We start from the raw sequence: 13,212 nt of genomic DNA, 5'->3' as shown, positions 1-13,212 counted from the left end.
GGATCGCGCTTGAATGGATATATTAGCCTCTTGCTGTTGATATCACGTAGCTTAGATCAAACGTATTTCTCATTCTTCCCGTCGATTAAATTTTGACTATTGTTAAAAAGTTGCCGCAAAAGCCTTAAAGGTCAATAGCGTATGATTGGCGGTTGGTGCGTTCAAAGACGATTGCTAGTTAAGCAGGTTGAATGGTCGGTTCCGATGGTTCTTTTGAGATCGTTTGCGTAGAAAAAATAGTAGAATACATTCGTAAAAAGCTATTTTTAACTGGTAACCAATTTTTAAAAAGTAGCAGATAAACCTAAGGCGTCATTTCATAGCATGCTGGCTATAGAAATGAGCTTAAGAATTTAAATGAATATTTTATGCTCGAATTTTATGATAAGAATTGAAAATAAAACGATTGGAATGAGTTGCCTGATCGCTTATATGACCTTGACTAGCTGTTTATTGGCATTCGGACAGAATTACACTTCTGAGGTGTGGCGTCCGGATCTTGGAAATGGAAAATTTAAAAATCCTATTATCCATGCTGATTATTCCGATCCGGATGTGATCCGTGTAGGGAAAGATTATTATATGGTTTCCTCCAGTTTTCATCACAGTCCAGGCCTTCCTATTCTACATTCCAGAGATATGATCAACTGGACGATTGTAGGTCATGCGCTGCAGCGGCAAGTGCCCGAAGCGGTATTCCGTAGCGTGCAACATGGCGGAGGAGTATGGGCACCTTCAATTCGATACCACAATGGCGAGTTTTATATTTATTATCCCGATCCGGATTTTGGAATCTATCAGATAAAAACAAAGGATATCCGGGGAACATGGTCAGCACCAACGTTGGTTTTCCCAGGAAAGGGATTGATCGATCCATGCCCGTTTTGGGATGAAGATGGTCGTGCTTATTTAGCTTATGCCTATGCGGGGAGCCGTGCAGGCTTGAAAAGTGTTCTGGCAATAGCAACGATGAGTACTGACGGAACTCGTGTATTGGATCGCGGTACAATTGTTTATGATGGGCATGAATTGGACCCTACAATTGAGGGGCCCAAAGTATATAAGAGGAATGGATACTATTTTTTGTTTGCACCAGCGGGTGGGGTTTCCACGGGCTGGCAATTGGTTTTGCGTTCGAAAAATATTTATGGGCCCTATGAGCGTAAGGTGGTTATGGCGCAGAACAAGTCGGCAGTTAATGGTCCGCACCAGGGTGCTTGGGTAGATACTCCTTCTGGGGAGGACTGGTTTTTCCACTTTCAGGATAAAGAAGCCCTGGGACGTGTGGTGCATCTTCAGCCGATGGTCTGGAAAGAGAATTGGCCCATCATCGGCGAGGATAGCGATGGAAATGGCATAGGTACCCCCGTGACTACCTATAGGAAACCTAACGTCGGAAAGCAGGTCTCTGCTCCGGTCAATCCTCGGGAATCGGACGAGTTTGAGTCTCCTCATTTAGGATTGCAGTGGCAATGGCAGGCTAATCCGGATGGTACTTGGCTTATGCCATCACATGAGGGTAAGCTCCGGCTCTATAGCCAACAAGAGCCTCAAGGAGGTAAAAACCTAATGTCGGCGCCTTACATTATGACGCAAAAGTTTCCTGCAGAAAATTTCAGTGTGACAGCAAAAATACGACTGCGTCCCAATGAGAAGGAACTTGGTGAAAAAGCAGGACTGGTGGTGGTCGGTGAAGATTATTCCCAGCTTTTTATACGTAAAGATAAAGGTCAATTTCAACTTTACTCTGGTCGTTGTTCAGGGGCCTATGCTGGTCATGCGGAAAATGTGCAGTCCGTTTCTTCTTTGCCGGATGACTTTGTGTATATCCGTGTAGTAGTCAAAGATGGAAATTCCTGTCAATGGTCATATAGTTTGGATGGCAAAAGTTATATACCCGTGGGAGGTCAATTTGAGGCTAAGCCAGGGAAGTGGGTTGGTGCAGCATTAGGCCTCTATGCAAGTAGAGAAAAGCACAGCAATGATAGTGGTTATGCTGAAGTAGACTGGTTTAGAATAGAAAAATAAGGATGCTGCTATCCTACTTTAGCCTTATTGACCGTTTAGGGTAATTAAAATTGTATGATAATATAATAAGCTCAGCAATAGGGTTTATGCTAAAAACACACTCATGAAGAGAAAAATAAATGTATTTAAGATGCTGCCTGTCGGCCTACTGTTGGGTATACTGTTCACCGCGCTAGGGGGGCGGGCTGCTCCTCCCGAATTGATTGCAGTAGACCAACAGGGAAAGGGTGATTTTACAAGTATACAAGCTGCAGTAAATTCGGTTCGTGCTTTTCGCGGTGAACAGGCCGTTCGGATTTGGATCAGGAAAGGGATTTATCATGAAAAAATAGTGATCCCAACGTATATCGAAAATATTGAGCTTATAGGTGAGGATGCTATCCATACCAAGATTGTTTTTAATGATTATGCGGGTAAGAAGGTTGACTGTCCAGATGAGCGAGGGGATCTTACGCTTGGGACATTCAGTAGTTATACCTTATTGGTTCGTGGGAGTAGGGTGCTCATCAAGGATTTAACGATCGAAAATGCAGCTGGTCCAGTGGGGCAGGCGGTGGTACTTCATCTGGAAGGTGACCAGATAGCATTGGTCAACTGCCGTCTTTTGGGTTTTCAGGATACTTTATATCTGGGTAAAAGCGGTGCAAGGAGCTATTTTTTCGATTGCAGTATCAGCGGAACAACAGATTTTATTTTCGGGCCGGGCATTGCATTTTTTCAGCAATGCCGGATTCTATCCCTGCGAAATTCGTATGTCACAGCTGCTGCTACACCTCAGGGGCAAAAGTACGGTTATGTCTTTGAGCAGTGTGATTTTGTCGCTGCAGATGCAGCTGTCGATAAAGTATTTCTCGGCAGACCATGGCGTCCCTACGCCAATACGGTGTTGGTAGATTGTACTTTGGGAGCTCATATTGTTCCTGAAGGGTGGAATGAATGGAAGGGTGATAGCTTGTTTCCAGATAAGCATAAAACCGTGTTTTACGCCGAATTGGGATCGAAAGGAGCCGGGGCATTGAATCTCTCCAAGCGTGTGGAATGGTCACATCAGCTTCCGGAAAAAAAACGGGATATATATAAGCTGGATCGTGTACTGGGCGATTGGAACGTTAAAAAGATGATCACCCCGTAGCTGTTGCACCAAAAAGGCGGTCGGTATGATAAAGCAAAAAAGCGGATTTTCTAGCTAGAAAATCCGCTTTTTTGCTTTGTGCTCCCACCTGGGCTCGAACCAGGGACCAAAAGATTATGAGTCTTCTACTCTAACCGACTGAGCTATAGGAGCAGGTCTGTAATTTTGTCAATTTAAGCAGCTGTTGTGCACTTTTGACGATGCAATTATCGATATTTGTATCGATATTTCAAAATAATTCGATGGAAAAAATTAAAAATATTGTTCTTGATTATGGGAATGTGATCTTTATGATCGACTTTGTGAATTTGAAAGATGCTTTTACTCAGTTAGGTATAGGGAATGTAGATGCTGTATTTGCACATCATGGTCAAAGTGCACTTTTTGATAATTTTGATAAAGGAAAAATTGATTCGGCTCAATTTCGGGATGGAATAAGAGAATTGGCGCAAAATTCGGCATTGGCGGACGACGAGATAGACGCTGCCTGGAATAGCCTGCTGATTGGTGTACCAAAAGGTAATCATGAAATTTTACTTCAGTTGAAAGATCGATATCGGACCTTCTTATTAAGCAATAACAATGCTATTCACTATGCCTATTGTATGAATGATATCCAGCAGAAATATGGCGTTGCAGACAATGAAGTTTTTTTTGAAAAGACCTATTACTCTCATTTGGTGGGAATGCGTAAACCTGATGCGGAGATTTTTGAGTTGGTTATGACAGAACAACAATTGGACCCTGCAGAAACTTTGTTCATCGATGATAGTCCGCAGCACTTGGCAACAGCTAATCAGTTGGGATGGCATACGGCATTGTGTACCAAAGAGAAACCCCTGCAGATTTTACTGGAAGAATTCAAATTGTTATAAAAAAACAATTTTGTTTCCCTTTTTAAAAATAATAGCTTACCTTTGTCCCACTTTAAATTTAAAAGCGGCGAAAGGAGGTATATATAACGCATGATTATCGTAAATGTAAAAGAAGGAGAATCTTTAGATAGAGCATTGAAACGTTTCAAAAAGAAATTCGAAAAAACTGGAGTTTTAAGAGAATTGCGTTCACGTCAAGCTTACGAAAAGAGATCTGTAACTCGTCGCATTCAAGTGAAAAAAGCGATTTACAAACAATCTTTGAATCAAGATCTAGCTAACTAGTTGATTCGTTGATAATTTCAAAATATAAAGGGAAAAGCAATGCTTTTCCCTTTTTTTTGTGCTTTTAAGTTTGTAATTTAAGCCATATAGCAAGGGAAAAATGTTGGAAAAGGAGTTTATTCGGTTTTTGCAAATTGAAAAAAGATATTCAGAACACACAGTTGTCGCTTATAAGCATGAGCTGGATCTGTTTCATTCTTTTTTGGGTCGGGAAGGACTGATGGTGCAGGATATCGTATACCGTGATTTGCGGCATTATTTTGCGCAAATGGTGGAATCTGGAAAGAATGCCAGCTCCGTAAACCGAAGCATGTCTGCATTGCGAACATATTTTAAATTTTTGCAACGTGAGGAATGTATTGCCAAAAATCCCATGACACTTATTAAAGCGTTAAAAACTCCTAAAAAATTACCGGTAGTTGTCGAAAAGGAAAAATTGGTGCGCTTATTGGATCAGATGGAGCAGGAGCAGGATGGATTTGAATCCTGCCGTGATTATATGGTGATGGAATTATTGTTTGGTACAGGCATCCGATTAGCGGAATTGTTGAAAATTAAAGAACAGGATATTGATTTTTTTAGTAAAAACATTCTTATATTAGGTAAAAGGAACAAAGAACGCCTCGTTCCGATCAATAATCTTTTATTGAAAGAATTGAAAAACTATTTACAACAAAAAGCGACACAATTTGTTGATACTAATAATAGCTTACTGATCGTTACTAAAGAGGGGAAGCCGGCATACGCCAAGCTGATCTACGATATCGTACATCGGCAGTTGACACTGATTTCCACACAAGGTAAGCGAAGTCCTCATATTTTGAGGCATACGTTCGCAACAGCCCTATTGGATAATGGGGCAGATTTAAATGCAATTAAAGAGCTGCTGGGGCATGCAGGACTTGCGGCAACACAAGTATACACGCATAACTCAGCAGAACGATTGAAGTCAATTTATAAACAAGCTCATCCAAAAGCTTAAAAAAAGGAGGAAAAATGAACATTACTGTGCAATCTATTCGATTTACTGCTGATCAAAAGCTAATCGATTTTATTAAAAAGAAAACAGGAAAATTGGAGCAGTTTTTGGATTCCATTATTGGTGGCGAATGCTATCTGCGATTGGAAAATGTCGATGATGAGGCAAACAAAATTTCGGAAATTAAATTGAATATCCCAGGAAGTCAGCTATTTGCAAAGGGGCAGGCAAAAAGTTTTGAAGAGGCAACAGATATTGCCGTGGAATCTCTTCGTAGACAGATAAATAAGCATAAAACAAAAACAAAAAATACCGTAATTAATAGTCGTAATGACGTTCTTGTAGTGGAGGAAGAAGAGGAAGAAGAATACGATTAAAAACGATAAAATAAAGTTATTCATGTAAGAGGTCAGTATCAACTGGCCTCTTTTTTTATGGATAATGAAGGATTAAAAGGCTTATTTATATTAAATCAAAATAATCTACAGTTTTACTTGGATTGATTATAAATAATATTTATTTTTGATCGATTTAAATGATAAGCGAAATAAAAATGTCAGAATTGGTTTGTCCGTTAGCACAGGTGGAGGAAGTTTTTTCAACTACAACAGGTAAAGTCTATCAATGTAGCCGCAAAAATTGTTTCTGGTTGGAATATAATAAGGAGACTACTTCTTTCTCGGTATCTGATTTTTTAATGTTCAAAAAACGTATAGATGCCATTGATGTCGAACATATGCTTCATGACACTACCCGTTCGTCGGATTTCGAAATCATCATGCCCTTCCGTACGGAAAGATGTTTCATCTTAGCGGTAGAAGATGTGCTTCAGTTACGTGAATTATTAGACGGAGCTAAATTTATGATCGAGCTGAATAGCGTAATCAGAACGTGTCTTCAGGTTTCGCCATTTGCAGTTTTTGCGTAGTAAATACATCAAACGAATCGTATTAAGCCAATTTTTATTTTAAACAAGCAGTTCATACTGCTGTCCTTTCTCTTTTGTTGCCATACACTATTTTCAACAATAATGTCTCCAATCGTTTTAATTGATCGCTTATCGAAAGTATTGATGAGCTGTATTTGTAATTGTATTGATTCTAAACAAGTTGTGCCCGCTTGGCCTAATTTAGACTGAATTCGTATTACATATTCTTGATACAAATTTTAAAGTTCTGCTGTATCTTTGTGATACAATCAGGTGAGGATGTGTTTCACCTGTGCATGTTTTAGAATTTAAACTTAAGGTAAATATGAAAGATTTATTGAAATTAAAATCTTCTTTGAAAGAAGAGATCGAAAATATATTGAATGCGCAAATTAAAGTTGAAGCTCATTCTTCTGCATTATATTTGGCTATGTCATCTTGGTGTGATGATCAAGGTTTGGAAAACGCTTCAGAATTTTTTGCAAAGCAATCCAACGAAGAGCGTGAACACATGTTGAAGCTTTTCAATTATATCAACAATCGCGGTGGACGTGCAATTTCTCCAGAGGTGATCGGTATTCCTCAAGATTTTGAGTCGTTCCGTGGCGTGTTTGAACAAACACTGGAGCAGGAAATGTTTGTTACTGAACAATTCAATAATATCGCTGATAGATGTGCGAAAGAAAAAGATTATGTTACCTTTAATTTTGTTCAATGGTTCTTGGCAGAGCAGGTGGAAGAAGAGTATGTAGCAAGACGCATTCTTGAATTATTCGATGTAATCGGTGAAGAAGGTACTGGCCGTTGGGAAATTGACAAACACCTTCTTAAAGTTAGTTTTCCAGGTGAATAGTAATTTTTAAAAATAGGTATAAAAAACGAGCTGTTTATCCGACAGCTCGTTTTTTTATATACAAAATCACAACTTTTTACGTTAATAGCTTAAGAATTCTTATATTGAATTGTATTATCGCAAAGTCGGTTTGATGGAACTAAGGGACGGGAATATTATCCGGTTAGTACTTTTTTTAGCTATAACGAACTTGTTTTTTTTACCTAAAAGCGCCTTAGGGCAGGTGTCAAAAAAAGAGGTGTATGGTATTGTTGTAGATACAGCAGGAAAACCGTTAAACGGTGTGAGTGTCCATCTGACAAGCTCTCGCGATACCTTGTTCTCATCAACGTCCAATACAGGTTATTTTCATTTCAGCCGTGTGCAAGGTAATGATATTCGTATCAGTTGTAGTCAGCTGGGCCTAAGTATATTGGAACGTAGCTATCCTTTGTACAATAGTACAACAGCGACATTGGATGTCGGAAAATTAACGATGTTCCCCCATGTATCCCTGCTGAAAGAGGTTGTTGTACTGAAATATAAACCTATCGTCTATAAGCAGGATACTGTTCAATTTAATCTGGATGCCTTTCAATTCGATCACCGCGCGCTGTTGGAGGAGGCTCTCAAAGCGTTGCCAAATGTTCAGGTTTCAAGGGATGGTTCTGTTTATGCCTTTGGCAAACCTATATCCTCCGTTAAGGTCGATGGAAAAAAATTCTTTGGCGGCGATGTGCTCACAGCAACACGCAATCTACCCGCAGATTTTGTAAAAAGTGTTCAGGTGATCGATTTTTATGGAGATGAGGCTACAGCAAAAGGAATTAAAAGTGCTGAATCGGAAAAGATCCTCAATATCGTCCTCAAAGATGATAAGAAGAAAATTACTTTTGGACAGGCCACATTGGGCGGTGGTTCGGCCGATCGTTATCTGGGCAGTGCTGGGCTGAACCGCTTTAATGATGGAAGAGAATATTCTATTATCACATCAGTAAACAATACCAACACAAACCTCTTTTCTTTCGGTTCCCCCAATGGTGGAGAGCGGGAGCGGGAAATGGGCGAACTTGCTGACTTTGCAGACCCTACAGATGGACTGAATAAAATCGGATCTGTAGGAGGCAGTTTTTCCAGTCCGCTTTCTAAAAACGTGACCGGCAGTGGTAAATATTCTTTTACGCAGCGGAATAATTACATCCAGGGAAATTCTTTGTTGCAGTCCATATACGGATATGGGAAAGGGGGGAATAATTTGATCAGCAATTCTGAAAACTACAGCATAAAATCGATTGATCGTACACACAAAATGGACTGGGACTTTGATATCAAGCTGTCTCCCAAAGATCAGCTTAAAATATCGCCCAAATTATCTTATACCAATGCTACAAGCAATACGTTGAAAGATAGGAGGATACAAAATAATTTATTGAGTAGTACGGGTAACTATGATGCGGGCAGTATTACGGAAAGTCCGGCAGCAGCTTTAGATCTTTTTTATGTCAGAAGTTTTACCAAACCGGGGCGGAAAGTGCTTTATACGTTGCATACTGACTTTAATTCTTTGGATAAAGACGAGGAAGTCCGCGACTTTAATAAAGCAATCGATAGTAGCTCAAATTTGCCCAGAATAACGGAGACGTATCTCAATCAAGGCGTCCGTTCCAGCAGTGAAAATAAAAATATCCAAAGTCGCCTGTCCCTGGTCGAACCCGTTGATTTAGGAGGGACTTTGGAAATCAATTACGATTTTGACTATACCAAGATTGATGCTAGACGTTCCACTTTTGACAACAACTTTGACAATGGACCTCTCTTGGTGGATTCGCTGAGTTTGAAGTACGACTATGCTTTTGCAAGCAATAAAGTCGGTATGGTTTATCGGCAAGATCTGAGTGACAAAGTGAAAGTGAGTTTCGGCTTTGCGGTTCAGCCTTCGGAGCTGACAGGAAGTTCAACAGACAAGCTGATAAAAACCTCCTATTCCAATGTGAACCTTGTACCTTCTGCCGGACTGAAATGGAAATTCAGCAAAGAGGAGGATCTTTCGGTGGATTATTATGGGCGTAATAATCAACCTAGTTTCTATCAAATACAACCTGTGGTGGACAATACCAACACACAAAATATTGTGGTCGGAAATAAAGATCTAAAATCGGAATTTGCACATAGTTTTGTTTCAAAATACCGGAAATCAATTACACGCAGTGGTCAGTACTTAGAAGCTAGTCTTGCTCTTAATCTGGTGAATGATAAGATTGTTGCCAACCGTACAATTGATCCCAATTCGACCATACAAAAAACGACCTATCGCAACACAGAAGGATATTATGATGTTAAGAGTTATTATTTGTTTACAGCCTCGTTGTTGTCCGATAACCTGCAGATGAGCTTGAACGGAAATGCCGATTATTATAACAATATCTCGTATGTAAACGATAAGAAGAGCTTTGGTGGACACTTCTTGTTTACTCAAGCGATTCAGTTTCGCTATACCTGGAGTGATATCTTCGAAGCCGAATTAAATGGTAACTATTCCTTGAACAGGGCGACATTTGATTGGCCTGTGCAAGATAATATCACCGTGCATTCGGGTATTGTTGGACTGGGATCTAAAGCATATCTGGGTACACATTTTACGATGGGACTTGAGCTTTCCCAAAAGTTTAACGCAGGATATTCAAGCTCGTGGAACAATATTAGCCCGACGATAATCAATGCGTATATGGAATATACTTTTGGACGGAATAACCTCGGTATGCTGCGTTTTCAGGGATTCGATTTAATGAACCAGAATACCGGGATTTCGCGTGTCGTCTTAGGAAATGATATTTTGGATGTCCGTAATAATCGACTGGCGCGTTATTTTATGCTTTCCCTTAATATAAGATTACAAAAATACCCTAAAAAATCATGATGAAAGCTGTTATTATTACTGCACCCGGTGGGCCGGAAGTTTTGCAAGTTAGCGATGAGGAAATGCCGCAGCCCGGACAATACGAAGTTTTAGTGGAAGTAAAAGCGGCAGGAGTCAATAGACCTGATGTGTTCCAACGTAAAGGGAGTTATCCTGCGCCAGCCGGAGTAAATCCTCGGATACCTGGCTTGGAGATTGCTGGTATTGTCGTTGAGAAAGGAAAGGATGTCACCGACTGGAATATCGGCGATCGCGTCTGTGCACTCGTAGCGGGCGGAGGCTATGCCACCTATGCCAAAGTCTATCAAGGGCATTGTTTGCCTATTCCAGATCATCTGGACTTTGCCGAGGCAGCCTCACTTCCAGAAACCGTTTTTACGGTATGGGACAATGTTTTCCGACGGGGGAAATTGCAGACAGGTGAGCACTTTTTGGTACATGGTGGTGCTGGTGGGATTGGTAGTACAGCAATTCAGCTCGCGTCCTTGTTTGGTGCGGAAGTATATACGACAGTCAGCTCACCCGAGAAAGCCAGTTTTTGCGCATCATTGGGAGCCGTCAAAACTATAAATTATAAAACAGAAGATTTCGAGCAGCTGCTCGAGGGGCTGGGCGTGGATGTTATTTTAGACAGCATTGGTGGCTCATATTTTGAGAAAAATATCCGTCTCTTGAACCCCGATGGCCGACTGGTGTATATTAACGCGATGGAAAACGCAAAAGTTGAATTGAATTTGCTGCAATTGATGCAAAAACGCATCCTTTTAACCGGAAGTACACTGCGTTCGCGAGACCGCGAATTTAAGCAAATACTACGTGACGAGATCTGGTCTCAGGTATGGCCCAAGCTCAGTGCTGGACATTTTAAACCCTCTATATACCAAGTGCTTCCTTTTGCTATGGCCCCTGAGGCTCATAGGCTGATGGAAGACTCAAGCTTATTGGGTAAGATCGTCTTAAGCTTTTGATCGCTGAAAGTTGAGGGGAGTAGTGCCGGTTACGGTTTTGAAGTACTTGTGAAAGCTGGAGAAGTTTTGAAAACCGGCTTCAAAACAGATCTGCTTCACCGTCTGTTTGTTTTCTATTAATAAATTGCAGGCTGTCTTAACGCGCATTTCGATCAGAAATTGAAAGAGTGTTTTTCCGGTCTGTGACTTGAAAAAGCGACAGAATGAATTTGGTGTCATACCCGTTAGCGAAGCAAGGTCATGCAGCCGTATTTGGTCGCGGTAATTTTCACCTATAAAGTGCATCGCAACCTGCATACGGTTGGCATCCTGATCTTGCAGTTGGATGGTAAAAGTGGCGCTGGTCAATAAATCATGTTTTTCTTCGGCCGAAATGCACGTTAAGATCTCCAGTAAATGAATAATACGTGACGTGCCGGTTGTCGTCAAAATAGCATCAATTAATTGCATAGTTTTTAATCGGCTATGCGCTGCTAATGAAATGCCTCTCTTGGATACGCGAATAAGCTCTTTGATGGCTTTATTTTCAGGTAAATTGATAAAATCATTTCCCCAAAAGTTCTCTTTAAAATGAATTACACGGATATCTGCGCATTCAGCTTTTTCCTGCTGCAGATAAATGGCATCAAACAGCCAGTAATGAGGTAAATTTGAACCCACCAGTGTGATGTCGCCCGATTCAAAACGCCTAACGCTATCGCCAATAAATTGAGTACCCGAGCCTTTAGCAAAATAAATCAATTCCAGTTCTTCGTGATAATGCCAAAGGTTGTGGTATTGCGGGGTATTGTCTCTTCTGGCATTGAATGAATGCTCAGGGTTACTGTTTAAATGAAGCAGCTGTGCTTTCATAATTGTGAAATATATGCTGTAAAGTTACCAATTTGAGTTTGGCTATGGTAATATAGCTTAATAATTTGATAATATACTTGAATGTTGTCTAGGATTTTTAAGCTTATTTTACATAAATAACTACTTATAACCATTTGAAAGATATGACGAATAAAAAGAGTTACACATTTGCCTTGATTTTGGTGACATCCTTATTCTTTTTTTGGGGATTTATTCATAACCTAGATCCAATCTTAATTCCGCATTTGAGAAATGCGTTTAGTTTAACGCACTTTCAAGCTTCATTGGTCGATTCTGCCGTATTCATCGCTTATTTTGTGATGGCCATTCCTGCAGGTATTATTATGAAACGATACGGCTATAAAGCTGGCATTTTGATCGGATTGATCTTTTTTGCGATTGGCTGTTTTCTTTTTGTACCTGCTGCCAACACGATCAGTTATGTTTTCTTTTTAGGAGCCTTATTTGTTGTGGCCTGTGGTCTTACGATTCTGGAAACCGCTGCCAATCCTTACGTTGCTATATTGGGGGATCCGGCTTCATCGGCGCAGCGACTTAATTTTGCACAGTCCTTTAACGGTCTGGCAGCCTTTGTGGCTCCGATCTTTGGTGGGAAATTTATTTTATCTCATGAGCCTAAATCGCAGGAGGAACTGGCACAATTGGCTGAACAGGCAAAAATGGCTTATATCCAGTCCGAAACAGCTTCTGTAAAATTGCCTTATGTGGTATTGGGTATATTGATTTTATTGATCGCAGCCTTGTTTTTCTTTACAAAATTGCCTGATATCAAAGATGCGGAAGAAGAAGGTAAGGCAGGTTTTTTTCATGCTTTTCGTCACACAAATGTTCGATGGGCAGTGGTGGCTCAGTTCTTTTATGTCGGAGCCCAGGTTTGTGTTTTAAGTTTTCTGGTATTGTTTGCTACGGAAGTTGCCGGCATATCGGGTAAAGAGGGGGCTGACTACGCCGGATTTGCCGGACTGGCTTTTATGCTAGGACGATTTATAGGTACATTTTTTATGCGTTTTGTATCCGCTTCCAAACTGCTGATTATTTATTCCTTTATCGCCATCCTTTTATCCCTATTCGTCATCTTCGGATCAGGCATTCAAACCTTATATGCGCTAATTGGTATCGCTTTCTTTATGTCAATTATGTTCCCAACGATTTTTGCGTTTGGTGTACAGGGGATCGGAGCAGATACGAAGTCGGCTTCCAGTCTGATCGTCATGTCAATTGTGGGCGGTGCTTTGTTACCTCCAATTTTGGGTTTTATCTCTGATAAAACAGGAAATTTCCAATATGGTTATTTTGTGCCTTTGGTTTGTTTTATTGTTGTTCTGTTGTTTGCCTTTCAAAATAGAAGGGTCAGTATTGTGGAAACTGAAAGTCTAAAATCACATTAAATTAGTT

General features: G+C 40.4%; 12 protein-coding genes and 1 tRNA gene. 11 read left to right on the top strand and 2 right to left on the bottom strand.

Annotation, left to right across the window (positions count from 1 at the left end; all coding sequences use genetic code 11):
• Positions 1-381 precede the first annotated feature (381 nt).
• The gene (locus J2X77_RS11150; RefSeq protein WP_310080746.1) at positions 382-2,028 is read left to right on the top strand and encodes a glycoside hydrolase 43 family protein; all 1,647 of its coding nucleotides are present in this window, start codon (positions 382-384) and stop codon (positions 2,026-2,028) included.
• Positions 2,029-2,131: 103 nt separating this feature from the next.
• Positions 2,132-3,160, top strand: coding sequence for a pectinesterase family protein (locus J2X77_RS11145; RefSeq protein WP_209577846.1), 1,029 nt, complete (start codon positions 2,132-2,134; stop codon positions 3,158-3,160).
• Positions 3,161-3,239: 79 nt separating this feature from the next.
• Here J2X77_RS11145 and J2X77_RS11140 read toward each other — a convergent pair.
• Positions 3,240-3,313 (bottom strand) — tRNA-Ile (locus J2X77_RS11140).
• An 89-nt stretch (positions 3,314-3,402) separates the two neighbouring features.
• Here J2X77_RS11140 and J2X77_RS11135 point away from each other — a divergent pair.
• The 8 genes from J2X77_RS11135 to J2X77_RS11100 all read left to right on the top strand — a co-directional run bounded on the left by J2X77_RS11135 (position 3,403) and on the right by J2X77_RS11100 (position 10,944).
• Entirely contained in the window at positions 3,403-4,035 is a 633-nt protein-coding gene (locus J2X77_RS11135; protein ID WP_209577847.1) for an HAD family phosphatase, read from the top strand.
• A gap of 90 nt (positions 4,036-4,125) precedes the next feature.
• Positions 4,126-4,320 (top strand): 30S ribosomal protein S21, encoded by a 195-nt coding sequence (gene rpsU, locus J2X77_RS11130; protein ID WP_209577848.1) that lies wholly within the window; start codon positions 4,126-4,128, stop codon positions 4,318-4,320.
• A 100-nt stretch (positions 4,321-4,420) separates the two neighbouring features.
• Positions 4,421-5,302 (top strand): tyrosine-type recombinase/integrase, encoded by an 882-nt coding sequence (locus tag J2X77_RS11125; RefSeq protein WP_209577849.1) that lies wholly within the window; start codon positions 4,421-4,423, stop codon positions 5,300-5,302.
• Positions 5,303-5,316: 14 nt separating this feature from the next.
• On the top strand, positions 5,317-5,676 hold the full coding sequence (gene hpf, locus J2X77_RS11120; RefSeq protein ID WP_209577850.1) for a ribosome hibernation-promoting factor, HPF/YfiA family: 360 nt from the start codon (positions 5,317-5,319) through the stop codon (positions 5,674-5,676).
• 176 nt (positions 5,677-5,852) lie between these two features.
• Positions 5,853-6,227: a DUF6686 family protein gene (locus J2X77_RS11115; protein ID WP_209577851.1), complete on the top strand. Its 375-nt coding sequence runs from the start codon at positions 5,853-5,855 to the stop codon at positions 6,225-6,227.
• 325 nt (positions 6,228-6,552) lie between these two features.
• Positions 6,553-7,080 carry a ferritin gene (locus J2X77_RS11110; protein WP_209577852.1) on the top strand — a complete coding sequence of 176 codons (528 nt, stop codon included), beginning with the start codon at positions 6,553-6,555 and terminating at the stop codon, positions 7,078-7,080.
• A gap of 223 nt (positions 7,081-7,303) precedes the next feature.
• The gene (locus tag J2X77_RS11105; protein WP_310080742.1) at positions 7,304-9,976 is read left to right on the top strand and encodes a TonB-dependent receptor; all 2,673 of its coding nucleotides are present in this window, start codon (positions 7,304-7,306) and stop codon (positions 9,974-9,976) included.
• On the top strand, positions 9,973-10,944 hold the full coding sequence (locus J2X77_RS11100) for an NAD(P)H-quinone oxidoreductase (RefSeq protein WP_307185266.1): 972 nt from the start codon (positions 9,973-9,975) through the stop codon (positions 10,942-10,944). Before J2X77_RS11105 ends, J2X77_RS11100 begins: the two co-directional genes overlap by 4 nt.
• Here the strand turns inward: J2X77_RS11100 and J2X77_RS11095 are convergent.
• The gene (locus J2X77_RS11095; protein ID WP_209577854.1) at positions 10,933-11,796 is read right to left on the bottom strand and encodes an AraC family transcriptional regulator; all 864 of its coding nucleotides are present in this window, start codon (positions 11,794-11,796) and stop codon (positions 10,933-10,935) included. The genes J2X77_RS11100 and J2X77_RS11095 overlap by 12 nt on opposite strands.
• 143 nt (positions 11,797-11,939) lie before the next feature.
• Here J2X77_RS11095 and fucP point away from each other — a divergent pair, with 143 nt between their 5' ends.
• Entirely contained in the window at positions 11,940-13,205 is a 1,266-nt protein-coding gene (gene fucP / locus J2X77_RS11090) for an L-fucose:H+ symporter permease (RefSeq protein WP_209577855.1), read from the top strand.
• The last annotated feature ends 7 nt before the right edge of the window (positions 13,206-13,212 follow it).

Source organism: Sphingobacterium sp. 2149 (assembly GCF_031455655.1).
Taxonomy (GTDB): domain Bacteria; phylum Bacteroidota; class Bacteroidia; order Sphingobacteriales; family Sphingobacteriaceae; genus Sphingobacterium.
Note: the sequence above shows the minus strand (reverse complement) of the source record. Positions and strands in the feature narration are given on the sequence as shown.

What these genes read in the sequence shown, in the direction of transcription:
- rpsU (WP_209577848.1), top strand. Translation starts at nt 4,126, where the DNA reads ATGATTATCGTAAATGTAAAAGAAGGAGAATCTTTAGATAGAGCATTG.
- J2X77_RS11150 (WP_310080746.1), top strand. Translation starts at nt 382, where the DNA reads ATGATAAGAATTGAAAATAAAACGATTGGAATGAGTTGCCTGATCGCT.
- J2X77_RS11110 (WP_209577852.1), top strand. Translation starts at nt 6,553, where the DNA reads ATGAAAGATTTATTGAAATTAAAATCTTCTTTGAAAGAAGAGATCGAA.
- hpf (WP_209577850.1), top strand. Translation starts at nt 5,317, where the DNA reads ATGAACATTACTGTGCAATCTATTCGATTTACTGCTGATCAAAAGCTA.
- J2X77_RS11145 (WP_209577846.1), top strand. Translation starts at nt 2,132, where the DNA reads ATGAAGAGAAAAATAAATGTATTTAAGATGCTGCCTGTCGGCCTACTG.
- J2X77_RS11135 (WP_209577847.1), top strand. Translation starts at nt 3,403, where the DNA reads ATGGAAAAAATTAAAAATATTGTTCTTGATTATGGGAATGTGATCTTT.
- J2X77_RS11095 (WP_209577854.1), bottom strand. Translation starts at nt 11,796, where the DNA reads ATGAAAGCACAGCTGCTTCATTTAAACAGTAACCCTGAGCATTCATTC.
- fucP (WP_209577855.1), top strand. Translation starts at nt 11,940, where the DNA reads ATGACGAATAAAAAGAGTTACACATTTGCCTTGATTTTGGTGACATCC.
- J2X77_RS11125 (WP_209577849.1), top strand. Translation starts at nt 4,421, where the DNA reads ATGTTGGAAAAGGAGTTTATTCGGTTTTTGCAAATTGAAAAAAGATAT.
- J2X77_RS11115 (WP_209577851.1), top strand. Translation starts at nt 5,853, where the DNA reads ATGTCAGAATTGGTTTGTCCGTTAGCACAGGTGGAGGAAGTTTTTTCA.
- J2X77_RS11100 (WP_307185266.1), top strand. Translation starts at nt 9,973, where the DNA reads ATGATGAAAGCTGTTATTATTACTGCACCCGGTGGGCCGGAAGTTTTG.